At 63.9% G+C, this 17066-nt stretch carries 14 protein-coding genes and 1 pseudogene; 4 read left to right on the top strand and 11 right to left on the bottom strand.

From position 1 onward, the window contains the following. The 8 genes and pseudogenes from FJ311_12650 to FJ311_12615 form a co-directional block, all read right to left on the bottom strand. Positions 1-248 (bottom strand): ATP-binding cassette domain-containing protein (locus FJ311_12650; protein ID MBM3952289.1); only part of this gene is annotated, 248 nt, incomplete at its 3' end. Then, positions 245-1303, bottom strand: coding sequence for a branched-chain amino acid ABC transporter permease (locus tag FJ311_12645; protein MBM3952288.1), 1059 nt, complete (start codon positions 1301-1303; stop codon positions 245-247). The genes FJ311_12645 and FJ311_12650, both read right to left, overlap by 4 nt. Then, complete coding sequence (locus FJ311_12640) at positions 1300-2172, bottom strand: branched-chain amino acid ABC transporter permease (GenBank protein ID MBM3952287.1); 873 nt, start codon at positions 2170-2172, stop codon at positions 1300-1302. Before FJ311_12640 ends, FJ311_12645 begins: the two co-directional genes overlap by 4 nt. 196 nt (positions 2173-2368) lie before the next feature. Continuing rightward, complete coding sequence (locus FJ311_12635) at positions 2369-3520, bottom strand: ABC transporter substrate-binding protein (protein ID MBM3952286.1); 1152 nt, start codon at positions 3518-3520, stop codon at positions 2369-2371. 72 nt (positions 3521-3592) lie between these two features. Further along, positions 3593-4954 carry an L-serine ammonia-lyase gene (locus FJ311_12630; protein ID MBM3952285.1) on the bottom strand — a complete coding sequence of 454 codons (1362 nt, stop codon included), beginning with the start codon at positions 4952-4954 and terminating at the stop codon, positions 3593-3595. Beyond that, positions 4951-6057: pseudogene (locus FJ311_12625) on the bottom strand (2Fe-2S iron-sulfur cluster binding domain-containing protein). Before FJ311_12625 ends, FJ311_12630 begins: the two are co-directional and overlap by 4 nt. After that, a complete protein-coding gene (locus FJ311_12620) occupies positions 6054-6869 on the bottom strand; it encodes a carbon monoxide dehydrogenase (protein ID MBM3952284.1) in 816 nt (271 codons plus the stop codon). Before FJ311_12620 ends, FJ311_12625 begins: the two are co-directional and overlap by 4 nt. After that, positions 6866-9229: a xanthine dehydrogenase family protein gene (locus tag FJ311_12615; protein MBM3952283.1), complete on the bottom strand. Its 2364-nt coding sequence runs from the start codon at positions 9227-9229 to the stop codon at positions 6866-6868. Before FJ311_12615 ends, FJ311_12620 begins: the two co-directional genes overlap by 4 nt. A gap of 140 nt (positions 9230-9369) precedes the next feature. Between FJ311_12615 and FJ311_12610 the strand changes: the two genes are divergently transcribed. The 4 genes from FJ311_12610 to FJ311_12595 are packed head-to-tail and all read left to right on the top strand — an operon-like array spanning position 9370 to position 13629. Further along, the gene (locus FJ311_12610; GenBank protein MBM3952282.1) at positions 9370-10842 is read left to right on the top strand and encodes a pyridoxal-phosphate dependent enzyme; all 1473 of its coding nucleotides are present in this window, start codon (positions 9370-9372) and stop codon (positions 10840-10842) included. A gap of 17 nt (positions 10843-10859) precedes the next feature. Beyond that, positions 10860-11846: a CoA transferase subunit A gene (locus FJ311_12605; GenBank protein ID MBM3952281.1), complete on the top strand. Its 987-nt coding sequence runs from the start codon at positions 10860-10862 to the stop codon at positions 11844-11846. After that, complete coding sequence (locus FJ311_12600; GenBank protein ID MBM3952280.1) at positions 11839-12645, top strand: 3-oxoadipate--succinyl-CoA transferase subunit B; 807 nt, start codon at positions 11839-11841, stop codon at positions 12643-12645. Before FJ311_12605 ends, FJ311_12600 begins: the two co-directional genes overlap by 8 nt. A gap of 48 nt (positions 12646-12693) precedes the next feature. Continuing rightward, entirely contained in the window at positions 12694-13629 is a 936-nt protein-coding gene (locus FJ311_12595; GenBank protein ID MBM3952279.1) for a TIGR03619 family F420-dependent LLM class oxidoreductase, read from the top strand. 74 nt (positions 13630-13703) lie between these two features. On the opposite strand, the gene FJ311_12590 is transcribed toward FJ311_12595, so the two are convergent. From FJ311_12590 to FJ311_12580, 3 genes are all read right to left on the bottom strand, one after another. Then, positions 13704-14459: a methyltransferase domain-containing protein gene (locus FJ311_12590; protein ID MBM3952278.1), complete on the bottom strand. Its 756-nt coding sequence runs from the start codon at positions 14457-14459 to the stop codon at positions 13704-13706. Continuing rightward, positions 14446-15063, bottom strand: coding sequence for a hypothetical protein (locus tag FJ311_12585; GenBank protein MBM3952277.1), 618 nt, complete (start codon positions 15061-15063; stop codon positions 14446-14448). The genes FJ311_12590 and FJ311_12585 overlap by 14 nt, the downstream gene beginning before the upstream one ends. A gap of 209 nt (positions 15064-15272) precedes the next feature. Next, positions 15273-16409 (bottom strand): beta-lactamase family protein, encoded by a 1137-nt coding sequence (locus FJ311_12580; protein ID MBM3952276.1) that lies wholly within the window; start codon positions 16407-16409, stop codon positions 15273-15275. Between the last annotated feature and the right edge of the window lie 657 nt (positions 16410-17066).

Below are 17066 nucleotides of genomic sequence, written 5' to 3'. Positions count from 1 at the left end.
CCCAATCGGGCGATGCGGTCGGGCGAAAGCCGGGTCAGGTCGTGGCCGCGATAGAGCACCCGGCCCGAGGTCGGCTTCAGGAACCCGGTGATGACGTTGAAGGCGGTGGTCTTGCCCGCGCCGTTGGGACCGATCAGGCTGAAAATGCGTCCCTCGGGCACGCGGAAGTTCAGGTCGGCGATCGCCACCAAGCCGCTGAAATGAACGGCCACGTTCTCGATTTCGAGCAAGGCGGGCGGAAGAGTCATGGCGACTTGGCCTTGGCGCGGCGCGCGGGCGAATCCCCGCGCGCATGTTTATTTATTGCGCCCCTCTCGGGGCGACGCGCCGCCCACCAGTTGGCGAGAGCCGGCACGATGCCCTGGGGCAGGAAGAACACGATCAGGATCATGGCGATGCCGTAGAGAATCCACTGCACCTCGGGCTGCGCCACCTCGCGCAGCACCTCGGGCAGCGCGCCGAAGATGAAGCCGCCGACCACCGGCCCGGCGAGCGTGCCCTTGCCGCCGGTCACCACCATGATCACCATCGTCACCGTGTAGATGAACAGGAACACGTCGGGATCGACGATGCGGATGTAGTGGGTGTAGAGGGCGCCCGCGGCGCCGGCCATGCCCGCCGACACCACCGTCGCCACCACCAGATAGCGGGTAACATCGACGCCGACCGAGCGCGCGAGCGATTCGTTTTCGCGCAGCGCGATCATCGCCCGCCCGACGCGCGAGCGCACGATCCGTTCGACCATCACGTAGGACAGAACCACCAGCAGCAGCACGAGCCAGTAGTTGTATTCCTTCTTGAAGAATCCGACCACGCCTTCGCCCGGAATCCAGAGCGAGAGCGGCGGGATGTTGTTGAGCGCCATCGGCCCTTCGGTCAAATCGACCCAATTGAGCGCGACCATCCGCATCACCTGGGCGAAGCTGATGCTGACGATGACGAAATAGGCGCCCCGCACCTTGAACGAGAGCCGGCCGATCAGCCAGCCGAACCCGGCGGTGACCAGGATCGCGGCGATGAAGCCCACCCACACCGGCTGGCGGGGAAAGACGAAGGTGGTCGCGCCGAATTCGAGATCGAAGCCGAGCGAACAGAGCGCCGCGACGTAGGCGCCGATGCCGAAGAACGCGACGTGGCCGAGGCTCAATTGCCCGGTGTAGCCGAGCAGCAGATTGAGGCTGATCGCGGCGATGATGAAGATGCCGGTTGCGGTCAATATATAGAGAAAATACTGGTTGCCGATCCACAGCGGCACCGACGCAAAAAAGGCGACCAGCAGCCAGGGCCAAAGGCGCGCACTCATCCGACCCGCTCCTTGGCCGCGAACAGCCCCTGCGGCTTGAACGCCAGGACCGCGATGATCAGCAAAAAGCCCATGGCGTCGCGGTAGCCCGACGAGATGTAACCCGCGCCGAATTCCTCGACCAGGGCGAGTACGAACCCGCCGATGGTCGCGCCGACGATATTGCCGAGTCCGCCCAGAATGACGATGGCGAAGGCCTTGAGCGCGACCAGATCGCCCATGGTCGGGGTAACGACGAAGATCGGGCCCAAGAGCGCGCCCGCCGCAGCCGCGAGGCCGGAACCGAGCGCGAACGTGAGAGTGCGCATCAGCGGGATGTTGACGCCCATCAGGGCGGCGACGTCAGGGTCCTGGAACGACGCGCGCATGGCGACCCCGAGCTTGGTGCGGTTGACCAGCAGGTAGAATCCGACCAGCAGCGCGATCGCGACCGCGATCACGAACAGCCGGACCGGCGCGACCGAGATCGGACCGAACACCAGCGGCGCGGTCGGGAAGGGATGGTTGATCGACTTGGCGATGCCGCTGAACATCAGCTGCCAAAAATTCTGCAAGGCGATCCAGGCGCCGATCATCACCAGCATGACGGTATCGATGTCGGTGCTGCGCAACTTCCGGATCAGCACAAACTCGATCACCGCTCCGAGCCCGACGCCGAGCGCGGTCGCGAGCACGAGCGAGACGAAGAAATTCAGCTCCAGCACCTGTACCAGGAGATACGTCATGTAGGCGCCGAAGGCGTACAGCTCGCCGTGGGTGAAATTCACGACACGCATGATGCCGAAAATCAGCGTGAGCCCGATCCCGAGCAGCGCGTAGGTGCCGCCCAGGATCGTGCCGTTGACGATGTGCTGGAGAAACTGTTCCACCTAGACCCCCTCGGCCGTCGACGCCGGATAAACCGGAGCATCCCCCCCACCCCATCCCTCCCCCGCGAGGGGGGAGGGAGCTTTTTTAGATTCCCCCCTCCCGTCGCGCCGCGAGGCGCGCATTCGCACGACGCGGGAGGGGGGTAGGGGGAGAGGTTGCTTTCGCTTGAACGGAAATCGATCCAAGCTCCGGCTCTTACGGCTTCGCGACTTTGCCGTCCTTGATCTGGACGATGTAGACGTTGGGCACGCTCTGGCCACTTTCTTGGCCGGCCGGGCCGTGCTTGATGAAAGCGATGTTGCCGTTGACGCCCTTGACCTTGGTTTGCCAGAGCGCCTGCTGGATCGCCTTGGGCTCCGCCTTGCCCGCGATCTTGATCGCCTCGACGATGGTGTGGATGCCGTCCCAGCCGCGGAAGCCCTCGGTCAGGCCGGCGAAGTCGTAGTTCTTCTTTTTCCACTCATTGACGAATTCCTTGGCGACGTCGGCGTTGGGCGCCATCTCCGGGAACCACGGCGCGAAGAACAAGATATGCTGGCTGCCGTTGGCCGCCGCGCCGGCTTGCGCGATCAGCTGATCGGGCGAGGACGAGCCGCCGGTGGTGATAATCCGGTGCGCGATCCGCTGTTCGGCCGCCTGCTTCAAGACCAGCGTGATCTGCTCGACGCCGGAGGTGAGGAAAAGCGTATCGCCGCCTGACTGCTTGATCTTGGCCAACTGGGCGGAAAGATCGGTCGCGTCGGGCGCCATTACCTCGGTCACGCCGACTTGGATGCCCTTCGCCGACAGCGCCTTGCGGAACTCGTCGCTCGCGCCGCGACCCCAGTCGTTATTGACGGCGAGGAAGTCGACTTTCTTGATCGCCGGCTTGATTTCGCCGAGCTTGCCGCTGAACACCTGGGCTTCCATTTCCGAGGTCGGGCTGATGCGGAAGATCCACGGATTGCCCGAGGTGGTGATCTTGCCCGAGGACGACGTCTCGACCAGCATCGGCACGCCGTATTCCATCAACTTCGGCATCACGGCGAGCGTGTAGGTCGAGCTCCAGGCGCCCATCATCACCGGCACCTTGTCGCGCACGATCAGCTTCTCGGCCGCGGCGACCGCTTCCTTCGGGTTGCTCTTGTTGTCCTCGATGATGAGTTGGATCTTGCGCCCGAGAACGCCGCCCTTGCGGTTGATGACTTCCTCGGCGATGCGCGCGCCGTTGGCGACGTAGTTGCCAGACGCGGCCACCGCGCCGGTCAACGGTTGATTGACGCCGATCTTGATTGCATCTTGCGCGCCGGCATTGCCGGCGGCGAGGACCAAGCCCAACGCGGTCATGACGCTTAACGATCGAAACATGATGTTCTCCCTTCGGTTGGTGGTTGTGTCGTCTCTGGTTTAGGTCGTTCGCTTGCTCGTCTTTCCGTCAGGTTAGCATTCGACCGCGACCGCGGCCAATCCGCCCTGACTGGTCTCCTTGTACTTCGTGGACATATCGCGCCCGGTTTCCCACATGGTCTTGATCGCCGCATCGAGCGGGATGCAATGGGTGCCGTCGCCCTTGAGCGCGAGCGAGGCGGCGTTGACCGCCTTGACCGCGCCCATGGCGTTGCGTTCGATGCACGGTACCTGCACCAACCCCGCGACCGGATCGCAAGTCATGCCGAGGTGGTGTTCGAGCGCGATCTCGGCGGCGTTTTCCACCTGCCCGGGCGTGCCGCCCAGCACCGCCGCCAATCCGGCCGCCGCCATGGCGCTGGCGACGCCGACTTCACCCTGGCAGCCGACCTCGGCCCCCGAAATCGAGGCGTTGGTCTTGGCGAGAATGCCGACCGCGCCGGCGGTGAGCAGAAACGTCTCCGCGCTCGCTTCCGACTCGTCGGCGTAAAAGCGCCGGTAGTATTCCATCACCGCCGGAATCACACCCGCGGCGCCGTTGGTCGGCGCGGTGACGATGCGGCCGCCGGCGGCGTTTTCCTCGTTGACGGCGATGGCATACATGTTGAGCCAGTCGAGGGCCTCGGTCGGGTGCGCCGCGTTGCGGCCCCGGTCCCGTTCCAGCGACCGCTTCAACTGGGCGGCGCGGCGGCGAACCTTGAGCGGTCCGGGCAGGGTTCCCTCCTGGCGGCCGCCGCGCTCGATCGAGGCGCGCATGGCCGCGACCACGGCGCGCAGGTGATCCCGGACGACGCCTTCGTCGCGACGTGCGCGCTCGTTGGCCATGACGATCTCGGCGATGGTCAGGTTGTGCTTCCGCGCGAGCGCGAGCAGGTCGGCCGCCGAGGCGAAGGGGTACGGCACGGATTCCGCGGGCGGCGCCTTGCCGAAGGCGTCCGGCGTCACCACGAACCCGCCGCCGATGGAATAGAACTCCTGCCCGAGAATTTCCTCGCCGCCGGCGGCAAAGGCGCCGCAGCGCATGCCGTTGGGATGCAGCGGCATGCGGGTTTCGAGATCGAACACGATGTCGCGGCTTTCGTCGAAAGCGATCTCGCGTTTGCCCGCGAGCGCGAGACGCCCGGCGGCGCGAATGCGCGCGAGCGTCGCCGGCACGGAATCGGGGTCGATTTTCTCGGGCTCCTCGCCGGCGAGGCCGAGCATCACGGCCGCGTCGGTGCCGTGACCCTTGCCGGTAAAGGCGAGCGATCCACAGAGCCGCACGGCGACACGGGACGCGGGCGGCGTCATGTCGGCCGCGGCGAGCGCGAACTGGCGCGCCGCCTTCATCGGCCCGACCGTATGGGAACTGGAAGGGCCGATTCCGATCTTGAAGAGTTCGAGAACGCTGATCACAAGGGCTTTCCTCCGTCGCCCGCCGGGCGGCCGAACAACTTCCGGAACCAATCCTTGACGATGGCCCACAAGAGCGCGAGCGCGTTCAATTCGCGCGGCGGCGCTGGCACGGGTTGCGCTGCCGGGCCGCCCGCCGAAGAAACCGCCGACGGCGCCGCCGACGCGGCCGACGCGGCCATGCGCGCTTCCAGGTTTTTCGCGAACTCGGCGCCGAGGCGCTGGGCGATCTCCTGCACCAGGGCGCCCCGGCTGAACTGGGCGAGCGTGCCGGTGAGCGAGAAATCGACCGCGAGATCGACCCGGGTGGCGGCGTCCTCCTCGATCGCCTTGAATTCGATTTCGGCGCGGACGCGGGAATTGTTCTTGCGATCCATGCCCTGGCCGCGAATGGCGCCGGTGAAGGCGGCGTCGTCCATCACGAGGTCGCCCTCGCCCGCGAACGCGGCGACGATGGGGCCGAGCTTGACCCGCATTTCGCCCGCGATCTTGCCGCCTTCCGGCGGGCGGGTGAGCGAAGCGCCCGGCATGCAGGTCACCACCTTTTCCACGTCGGTGAGCGCCCGCCACACGTCGGCGCGCGGGAAAGCGACGGTGAAGCTTTGGGTGATTTGCGGCATCGGACAGCCTTACCCTTGTCTCTTCTTACGGGCATCGAGAACGCGGCGGACGGCGCGCACGATCCCGAGGTAACCGGTGCAGCGGCAGAGGTTGCCGCTCATCTCGATCCGCAGCGCGCGGTCGTCGATATCGGGCTTGCGCAGCACCAGATCGCGCGCCGAAACCAGCATCCCCGGCGAGCAGAAGCCGCATTGCAGCGCGTGCTCGGCGGAAAAAGCGTCGCGCAATTCGGCCATGATCGGATCGTTCTCCAGGCCTTCCAAGGTGGTGACCGCGCGGTCTTCGCAGGCGACCGCGAGCGTGATGCAGCTTCGCACCGGTTTGCCGTCGAGCAGCACCGTGCACGCGCCGCAGACGCCGTGCTCGCAACCCAAATGCGTGGCGGTCAGCAATTCGCGCTCGCGCAGGAAATCGCCGAGGTGCAGGCGCGGCTCGACCGCCGCCGTCACCTTTCTTTCGTTCACGGTCAGCGCGAGGTTTTTCATGGAGGGCTCGCCTCCCGAATCGCCCGCTTGAGGGCGACGTGGTGGATGCGGACTTGATAGGCGTCGCCGCCCAAGGGCGTGTCCGCGAGGCGACCGGCGACCCAAGCTTCGCCCGGGTCCTTGGCGGCGACGGCGGCGTCGTCGATCACGATCGGCGCGCCCGAGACCGCGCCGATCACCGCGCGCGCAAACTTGCGCGCGGGATCGATCAGCACCGCGCCGGTGGCGTGGGAGAACTCGCCCGCCTTGCGGCAATTCTTCACGTAGCCCCAACGCGCGTCCGACGACAAGGCTGGAACGCGGATTTCGGCGACGATCTCTCCCGGTTCGAGCTTGGTTTCGAACACGCCGGTGACGAATTTTTCCGCCGCGACCGCGCGCCGCCCGCCCGGTCCCGCGACCACGATTTCGGCGCCGAGGGCGACCAGCGCCGACACCCAGTCGGCGGCGGGATCGGCGTGCGCGAGACTGCCGCCGATGGTGCCGCGGTTGCGCACCGCGCGGTAGGCGATGCCCGCCGCGACCTTGGCCAGCACGCCGCGCGTCGGATCGGGATAGCCGCCGTCCTCCAACTGCCCGTGGGTGACGCCGGCGCCGACGACCAGCGCGCCTTTTTCTTCCCGGATCGCGGTCAATTCGGAGATCGCGGTGATGTCGACCAGCAAATCCGGCTGCACCAGGCGCAAATTCAGCATCGGCCCCAACGACTGCGAGCCGGCGACCGCCTTGACGACGATGTCCTCGCGCGCGAGCAGCTTGAGGGCCGCGTCCAACGTCGCCGGGCGTTCGTAATCGAAGGCGACGGGCTTCATCGTTTTGTTCCTACCGCCTGGATCGCCTGGAACACGCGCTTCGGCGTGAACGGCGTGTCGGTGACGCGCGCGCCGAGACCCTTGAGCGCGTCGTTGATGGCGTTGCCGATCGCCGCCGGCGGTGCGATGCCGCCTCCTTCGCCGATGCCCTTCTGGCCGAATTCGGTGATCGGCGACGGCGTCATCATGTGCAGGATGCGGACCGGTGGCACCTCGGGAAAGCCCGGCAGCAGGTAATCGGCGAAGGTGGAGGCGAGCGGCTGGCCCTCGGCGTCGAACGGCATTTCCTCGTAGAGCGCGGTGCCGATCCCTTGCGCGACGCCGCCCAGGACCTGGCCGTCGACCACCATCGGGTTGAGCATCACGCCCGCGTCCTCGACCACCACGTAATCGAGAATCTCGACCGCGCCGGTTTCCGGATCGACCGCCACCACCGCCGCGTGGGTGGCATACGAAAACGTGCCCTGGTCCGATTTCGGCTTGTAGCCGGCGGTGACCTCGAGCCCGCCCGGGTCCACGTCCGGCGGCAGGAGTTGCGGCGCGCGGTACCAGACGCGCGCGATTTCGGCCAAGGGCACGCTGCCCTTGCCGGCGTGGACGGCGCCCGAGTCGAAACGGACTTCCTCGGGCTTGGCCTGGAGAAGATGCGCGCCGATCCGGATCGCGCGCTCGCGCAGCTGCTTGCACGCCGCCGCCACCGCGCCGCCCGCCATGATCGCCGCGCGCGAGCCCCAGGTGCCGGTCGAGAACGGCGTCAAGCCGGTGTCGCCGTGCACCAGCCGCACCTGGGCGACGTCGATGCCGAGGATTTCATGCGCGACCTGGGCAAGAGTCGTTTCCAGGCTCTGGCCGTGGGAATGAAGCCCGACCCGTAATTCGAGCCCGCCGTCGGGGGTGAGGCGCGCCTGCGCCTGCTCGTGGCCGGGCACCATTGGGATGCCCCAGCCGTGATAGACGGCGGTGCCGTGCCCGGCCTGCTCGCAATAGACGCCGAGGCCGACGCCGATCCGGCGCCCGTCCGGCTCGCCCTTCTTCTGGCGCGCGCGGATCGCGGGCAGGTCGATGGCGGCGACCGCCCGGCGCACGGATTCGGGATAATCGCCGCTGTCGAAGTGCTTCTTGGTGACGTTGACGTAGGGCATTTTCTCGGGCGGCACGAGATTGATCAGACGCACCTCGTGCGGCTCGCGCTGAACCGCTTCTGCTATTGCGTCCATGATCAATTCGATCGCGAGACAGACGCCGGTGCGCGCGACCCCGCGATAGGGAACGATCGGCGGCTTGTTGGTGGCGACCGAATAGGCGCGGCAGCGGTAGTGCGCGAAGTCGTAGGGGCCGGGCAGAATGCTGCCGACCTGGGCGGCCTCGAGCCCGGCGGTGAAGGGATAGATGGAGTACGCCCCGGCATCGACCCAGCCCGAGGCGTCGAGGCCGAGCAAGCGGCCGTCCCGGTCGGCGTAAGCGGTGACCTCGTAGCGGTGCTCGCGCGCGTTGGCGGCGGCGACCAGGTGTTCGTGCCGATCCTCGATCCAGCGCACCGGATGGTCGAGCGTGCGCGCGAGCCACGCGGCGATGACTTCCTCCGGCAGCAAGATGCCCTTGTAGCCGAAGCCGCCGCCGACGTCGGGCGCGATCACGCGCACGGCGGCCTGATCGAGGCCGAGACATTCGGCGAGACCCTGGCGCACGATGTGCGGCATCTGGGTGGCGGTGGTGAGCGTCAACTGTTCCAACTGGCGGTCCCAGGCGGCGACCATGCCCCGGCCCTCGAGCGGCACCATGCATTGGCGCGCCATGCGGACGGTGCGCGTGACCTTCACCGGCGCGCGCGCCGCGATCTTGTCGATATCGCCCGCGACGACGGTCGATTCGAGGAAGAGATTGTCGCCCCAATGCTCGTGAATCCTGGATTTCGGCTTGGTCGCCGATTCGATCGTGTCAACGTTGACCGGCAGTTCCTCGAAATCGATAACGACGCTTGCGGCGATGTCCTCGGCCTCGGCGCGGGTGCGGGCGAGGCACGCGGCGACGGGCTCGCCGACGAAGCGCACCTTGCCGTCGGCGAGCGCCGGCTGGTCGGAGGGCTTGGAGCCCGGCAGTTTCGAGGACGCGCAGATCGGCTTGACGCCGGCCTTGGCCATGTCCGCCCAGGTGAAGACCGCGCCCTTGTGTTCGGACGGCACGTCGATCGAACGGATGCGCGCGTGCGCGAGCGGGCTGCGGACGAAGGCCATTTCCTTCATCCCGACCAGCTGGATGTCGCCGACGAAACGGCCGCGCCCTTTGAGCAGGCGCTCGTCCTCGCGCCGGCGAATCGCGGCGCCGACGCCCATTCCCTGGGCCATGGGGCCTTCGGCCATTGGCTTGCCTCCCTGGGGCAATCCCGGTCACTATTGCGCCACTGTTAAGTTTTATCAAGTCCTTATATTGTCGTATTTTTATTGCTGAGTTTATCTAAGATAGGTATCATTTAAAAAATCGACCGGGAGAGCCTGTTTCCGTGAATCCGTTCGAGCTTCCGCTGGCCGTGGCCGACCGGGCGACGCGCGCGCGCGCCGTGGCCCGGGCGCGCGAGATGCGCGTGCGCCTGCCGACCTTCGAGGAAATCGCCGATCCGGTCGCGCACCACCTGGCGGCGGGCGCGGCCGATCCCGATCAGCCCGATCCGGCCAACCTGCTTCGCGTCCATTGGCACAACGGCCCCGACCGCCGCGCGAAAGCCGCGGTGCCCGGCTATCTCGACCTGCCGGAGGCGTTGACCGGCGTTCCCGCGCGCATCCTGGTCGCGCTCGGCGAACGGTTCCCGATGATCGGCGCGCACAAGGTGCTGGCGGCCTACGCCTGCCTGGTGGTGCGGCTGGTCACCGGCCTGTTCGATCCCACCCGCCAGCGCGCGGTGTGGCCGTCGACCGGCAACTACTGCCGGGGCGGCATCGCCATTTCCCGCCTGATGGGCTGCCGCGGCACCGCCGTGCTGCCCGAAGGCATGAGCCGCGAGCGGTTCCAGTGGCTGGAGCGCTGGGTCAGCGATCCCGCCGACATCGTCCGCACACCCGGCACCGAAAGCAACGTCAAGGAAATCTACGACGCTTGCGCCGCGCTCGCGCGCGATCCGGCCAACGACATCATCAACCAGTTCTCCGAGTTCGCCAATTACGTCGCCCACCGCCACTGCACCGGGCGCGCGCTGGCGAAAATCGCGGCCGACGCCGGGCGGGGCAAATCGCTCAAACTCGCCGCCTTCGTCGCCAGCACCGGCTCGGCCGGGACCCTCGCCGCCGGCGATTACCTGAAGGAAACCTTCGGCACCAAGATCGTGCCGGTGGAGCCGGTCGAATGCCCGACCATGCTCTATAACGGCTACGGCGCGCACAACATCCAGGGCATCGGCGACAAGCACATCCCGCTGATCCACAACGTCATGAACTCCGACGTGGTGGTGGCGGTGTCCGACCGCGCCACCGATGATCTCAACCTGTTGTTCAACCTGCCCGTCGGGCGCGAGTACCTGAAAACGCGCGGCGTGCCGGCGGCGACGGTGAACGCGCTCGGCTCGCTCGGCATTTCCAGCATCTGCAACGTGCTCGCCGCCATCAAGGTGGCGCGACGGCTCGACCTGGGCAGCGGAGACGCGGTCGTCACCGTCGCCACCGACAATGCTTCCATGTACGAAAGCGAACGCATCAAGGTCTCAAAGCGCGATTACCCGAAGGGCTTCGACGCCGACGCGGCGGCGGGCGCCTTCGCCCGCCATCTCGCCGGGCTGGAGACCGATCACGTGCGCGAACTGGACCACCGCGAGCGGCGGCGCATTTTCAACCTCGGCTACTACACCTGGGTCGAGCAGCAGGGCGTGGCGCTGGCCGATTTCGACCGCCGCCTCGACCAGGGTTTCTGGGACGGGCTTGCCCGCGCCGTGCCCGCCTGGAACGAACTGATCGCTTCCTTCAACCGCGACGCGGGATTTAATTGAGACCGGAGATTGCCGCCGTGACCGAAACGCAGCCCGCCAACCCTTATGGCGTCAAACCCTACAGCCAGCTCCGCGCCGAAACCGCCGCCCGCGACCGCAGCCTGCACGACAAGGTGGTCTCGCTCGAGGAAGCCGCCGCCCGCATCAAGGACGGCGAACACGTCGCCATCGGCGGCTGCATGATGTCGCGCACGCCGTCGGCCTTGATCTGGGCGCTGGTGCGGGCGAAGCGTAAGAACCTCACCTTTTCGCGGAGCATCGTTTCCTCCGACGGCGACATCGTGTTCGCCTCGGGCATCGCCAAGAAAGTGGTCACGTCTTGGTTCAGCCAGGGCATCGTGTGGGGCATCTCGCGCGTCATGCGCGCCTGGACCGAGCAGGGCCGCGCCGAGTTCGAGGAATGGAGCCACATGTCCATGGGGCTCCGCTACCGCGCAGGCGCCATGGGCCTGCCGTTCATGGCGACGCGCTCGATGATGGGTTCCGACGTCGGCCGGATGCGCGCGGGCGCGGCCAAGGATTTCACCTGCCCGTTCACCGGGGATAAACTCCTTCTCCTTCCCGCCCTCAACCCGGACGTCGCCATCATCCACGTGCAGCGCTGCGACAAGTACGGCAACCCGCAGATCGACGGCCTGCCGTTCATGGACCACGACCTGGCGCTGGCGGCGAAGCGCGTGATTCTGACCACCGAGCGAATCGTTTCCAACGACCAGATCCGCCGCGCCCCCGACCGGACCGCGTTCCCGTTCTTCACCGTGGAAGCGGTGGTGGAAGTGCCGTTCGGCTCGGCGCCGCACGAATGCTACGGCCTCTACGAGCCGTTCTTCACCCACATGGACCTGTTCGCGGACATGACCAAGGCCGACGTGGACAAGGGCGTCGCCGAATACCTGCAACGCTTCTATTACGAGCCCAAGTCGTGGACCGAATACCTGGAGCGCATGGGCATCGCCAACCTGTTGACCGCCGCGCGCGGCGGGGAGAGCATCTACGATGACTAAAACCCAACCGTTGGCGCGCGGGCATTCGCCCGCGCACACGCCCGCCTACACCGCCGCCGAACTGCTGTCGGTGATGGCGAGCCGCACGCTCGAAGACGGCCAGACCGTGTTCGCGGGCGTCGGCATCCCGCTGTTGGCCGCGACGCTGGCCCAGCGCCTGCACGCGCCGGGGCTCACCATCCTGTTCGAGGGCGGCGTGCTCGGCCCCTTCATCGTGCCGGGGGAACTGCCGCCTTCCACCAACGAGCAGCGCTGCACCCGCCGCGCCAACATGATCCTCCCCATCACCGACGTGCTGCTGCTGCTGCAGCGCGGCTACGTCGATATCGGTTTCCTGGGCGGCGCGCAGATCGACCATTACGGCAACATCAATTCGTCGTTCATCGGCGATCCGGCCAAGCCCAAGACGCGCCTGCCCGGCACCGGCGGCGGCAACGACATCGCGAGCCTCGCGAAAATCGTCGTCGCCATGAAGCACGAAAAGCGCCGCTTCGTGGAAAAGGTGGACTTCATCACCTCGCCCGGATTTCTTTCGGGCGGCGACAGCCGGGCGAAATCGGGCCTGGTCAGCGGCGGCATGCACAAGATCGTGACCGACCTCGCCGTGCTCGGCATCGACCCCCAATCGAAGCGCGTCCGCATCGACGCGCTCCACCCCGGCGTTTCGGCCGAACAGGTGCGCGACAACACCGGCTTCGCGCTCGAGATCGCGCCCGACCTCCACGAAACCAAGCCGCCGGACGAGCGCGAGCTCCGCGTGCTGCGCGAACTCGACCCCGACCGGCTCTACATCGCCTGATCCCGTTTTCCTTCAACGTCCGAGGATAAGCCCATGCCCAAAACCGTGATGTCCGGCATCGCCATGCGCAATTTCACGCGCTTTCCGGAAATTCCCGACGCGCGCGCCCTGGCGGATTACGGGGTGTGGGTGGAGCAACTCGGCTTCGAATCGCTCTGGGTGTGGGACCACATCCTGCTCGGCACCGACCCCCATTTCCCGATCTGCGATTCGCTCACCATGCTGACCGCCGTCGCCGCGCGCACCACCAGGATCAAGCTCGGCACCGGCATTTTGGTGCTGCCGCTCCGCAATCCGCTTTTGCTCGCGAAGCAGGTTGCGACCATAGACCAGCTTTCGGGCGGGCGCATGATCCTCGGCATGGCGTCCGGCTGGTACAAGCGCGAGTTCGACGCGGTCGGCGTGCCGTTCGAGCAGCGCGGCAAGATCATGGACAAGAACCTGGAAATCCTCAATCGCCTGTGGACCGAGCCTTCGGTCACCGCCGACCTGCCGCCCTACAACATGCGGAGCGCGGTGATGTACCCGAAGCCGGTTTCCAAGCCGCGCGTGCCGATTTTGATCGGCGGCTACGTGGAGGCGGTGCTGAAGCGCGCGGGCGTCGCCGGCGACGGCTGGCTCACCTATTTCTACAAGCCGGACGGGTTCACGCGCGGCTGGCAGAAGGTGAAGGATTACGCCAAGGCGGCGGGCAAGGACCCGGCGACCCTGCAGAGCACCAACCAGCTTCCGATCATGATCGGCAAGAGCCGCGAGGAGGTGAAGCCGAAGATGATGGAGTGGCTTTCGAGCGAATGGGACATCGCCTCCTGGAGCGAATCGACGCCGGAGAGCGCGATCATCGGCACGGTGGACGAGTGCCTTGCGCAGTTGAAGGAACACGTGGCGACCGGGGTCGACCGGCTCATCTTCGTTCCCTGGCGCTACGACCGCGAGCAGATCGAAATCATCGCCCGCGAAATCGTGCCGAGATTGGGGAAGTAATACTCACTTCCATCAAGATTTCGGCGGGTTCACACTGAAACGGATTTTGTCTATAGAGAGGATGTTATAAGTCTTCAGAACAAAGGCTTCTTCCTACACATTCCAATAATATAACGAGGATAAACCCAGGGATTAGGATACAAAGCACTGACCGAGGATGAAGGCATCGGCTCTTTCAGAATATCCAAAGAAAATTGAGCGTCGTAAAATTTCTGTATATATGTCTCCAGAGGTCTATGCACATGCGTGCTCTTTAATTTGCATTCAGGGGATGTCGTAATTTTAAACGGCCCCTCTATTATTAATTCTTTATTGTATTGAAACCACGGTTCATTTTTATAGCCGTAATATGCGGGCCAAAAGCAAGGGTGAGCTATTGAAAATACCAATTTTCCATTTTTACGAAGCGCCTTCGCAGCAGATTGAAGAAATTCGTCCAAATTAACAACATCCATCAAAACCATGTTGGCTACGATTATGTCAACTGATCTTGAATTTTCTCTAGAATATTTCTCCAGAGTTGTTCGAATAAAAGTTACTCTACTCCCATAATGATTTCTGGCTAAAGTAATGCTTTTTGCGCTGGGATCAATTCCGATAACTTGTTTAGACTGACGCGCTAATAAATTTGTTAGAAATCCAACACCGCACCCCGCATCTAGAACTCTGCCCACCGAATCATTGGCTATTAGTTTTAGTATATTGGGAACCAACACTTTCCTATAAGTGATGTCTCCTCCATTCACAATTTGCAGGAAACGTGTCGATGCAAGGGCATCCCACTCTTTTGAGATAGAAAGCAAAGATTTCCTTTTTCTAATTTTGTACATCTGGTTTTTTCAAACTCGCAGTTAAAAATTTTATTAAGTCTTCAGCTACAGCAAAAAATGGATGGGTTCCGCTCCTATACTCTTGTATCACATGATCACCTCCCATCTTTACGCCAACGGCGACACGCGCACCATCTCGTTCGTAATCAACAATAGTAAATCGTGAACGAGGGACATGCCCGTAATGTTTGTATGTAACGATTGTCGCTCCCTTGAGTTTTAATTCGTTAGTGAGGGGGATTTCATTCTCCAAACAGATCGTCAATTCTTTCTTCTCTGCCTTGGAAGTCAGAAGTTTTTGAATATCGTCCTCAGCAGCCCAACTCATATCACGACTAAATATTACAACCCTGCCCCCAGCAGATATCCAATCGTGCATATATTTGTTTATTTTTTTGGTTGTTTTATAAACTTTAGGTTTGTTTTTAATATATGCCCATACTTCATGCGCAAGGGCCAAAACAGTAATTAATACTACAAAAAAAACTAGAATTGGATGCCACCATTCACTGGTGGAAGCTTTATCTCTTAAAGTCAAATAAAGCCCCAATATTGAAGCTAATGATGCTATATGCACGAAGCAATTTTTAATGACTGTGCCCATTGCATCCTCCTTCAATCTACAATGTGTATTTAACCTTACTTCTGTTTGAAAGTAGCTGTTACTGTCTTCTGGAACGGACCGCGCCAAAATACTTATTTGAGAGTAATGTAATCGCTTTGTGAAATTTAGTCCAAGCTGGCTTTACATTGTCCTGACCCCTCATCAAATCGCAATCCACCCCTGCACCATCGCCGCTATAAAACTCCCCCTCACGCCCGCCACGCGGGCACGCGGCGCGCCATTTTCCAGATCAGCTTGTCGAGATCGCCCGCGAGCGGGGAGCCCCGGTTGCGGGTGTTGAGGAAGGCGGCCCAGCTGAGGCCGCTTTTGGTCCTGACCGCGACGGTCTGGGTGCCGGGAAGGCTTCCCGTGTGCCACCAGTTGCCGGCGGCATTCACGTTCCAGCCGCGCGCGTATTTCGGGTTGGCCGCCGTGCCTTCGCTCATTTTCGCCATACTCGCGCGCGCAAGCAGCGGCGGGCGCGTGCGCCCCGCCGCGCCGGCGACGAAGAGCGCCACCTCCGCCGGGGTCGCGATCCAGCCGCCGTGGGAATCCATCCGCCGCACGTTCAGCGCGTAAGGGTCGTCCTTGAGGCCGCCGTGGTAGCGGACCTCGTTCGGCGCGCGCTCGCTTTCCGTGTTGCCGCCGATCGCCATGCCGCCCGCGCCGACCGGGGCCAGCACCGTTTCGCGCACGAAATCGGCGTAAGCGCGCTTGGCCGCGCGCTCGACGATGCGGCCGAGCAGGCAGTAGCCGAAATTGGAATACTTGTAGGCCGCGCCGGGCGCATCGGTCGCGGACGAATACTTGAGCGTCGATTCGATCAACGCCGCGTGGTCGTACGAACGGTTGGCGAACATGGGATCGCTCGCGTCGTTGGGCCAGGCGCCCGAGGTGTGGGTGAGCAGGTGATCGACGGTGACCGCCTGCAGCGCCGAGCCGGGGCCGAGCGCGGCGCCCAAGGGCCCGAGCGCGCCGTCGGGCCCGAACACCCGGGCGTCGGGCGAAAGCAGCCCCGCCTCGTAGAGGCGGAACACGGCGACCGCCGTGACGGGTTTCGAGACGCTGGCGATGCGGAAGCGGTGCGCCGGCGTCGCCGGTTCCTGGGTCCAGCGGTCGGCGACGCCGAACGCCTCGCGATAGACGATCTCGCCGCCCTTCGCGATGGCGATGCTCAACCCCGGCACGGAGGCATGGCTTTCCAGGAATTGGGCGGCGTCCGCCGCCATGGCGGCGCGCTCGGATTCGCTCGGAGCGGTTTCCGCCGCCCGGGAAACGGAGACCGCAGCCGGGAGCCCCGCCAGCGCCGCCGCGCCCAACGCGAATTGCCGCCGGCCGATGGTCATGGCAAGCGCCCTGCCTTCGGGCGCGAAGCTTACCCCTACCCACGTACAAATCCAGACCGAGGCTCATGCCATCATATCTATAATTTTATATTTATAATCAATGAGTTGATTAACGAGCGCGACCGAGAACCTTGTGTATTATAAGTAAATATTCCTTGACATAGGTAAATTTATGTTCCAGGGTGCGTTACGTTGCCCGCCGCCAGTGGTGTTGGCGACAATTCCGATAGCGCCCGCAGGGCCGAAGGGCCGGCTCGACCTGCCTTTCGACAACCCCAGGCGGATAACGCTTCCCGAGACATTTTCCACCCGAACCGGCTGCTGGCCGGCGAATCGCTCGCGCGCCCGAGGCGGCTCCTCGCACATCCGCAATTTGGTCGGCGACATCAAAACCTTAGGAGACGATCATGCCTTCCCCATTCAGACTGCGTTCAACCTTGGGACGTACGTCCAAAGTCAACCTTAAGGATACCCTCGAAACCAAGCTTGTCCTCCATCGACTCGGCTACTATCCGGAACCGACGAGCGGCCTAGGGTCTGTACTCAATTAGGGGATTCTCAACGCTACGAAGATGTGATTCAAGCCTCCGAGGAGAACGGAGGCTGGGATGGCGCATCTTTACTGGCTGAACGACAAGGAATGGGCGCGGATCAGGC

The sequence above is a fragment of the Rhodospirillales bacterium genome, assembly GCA_016872535.1.
GTDB lineage: Bacteria > Pseudomonadota > Alphaproteobacteria > Rhodospirillales > 2-12-FULL-67-15 > 2-12-FULL-67-15.
The sequence above is the reverse complement of the archived record's forward strand: the minus strand, read 5'-3'. Positions and strand labels throughout refer to the sequence as shown.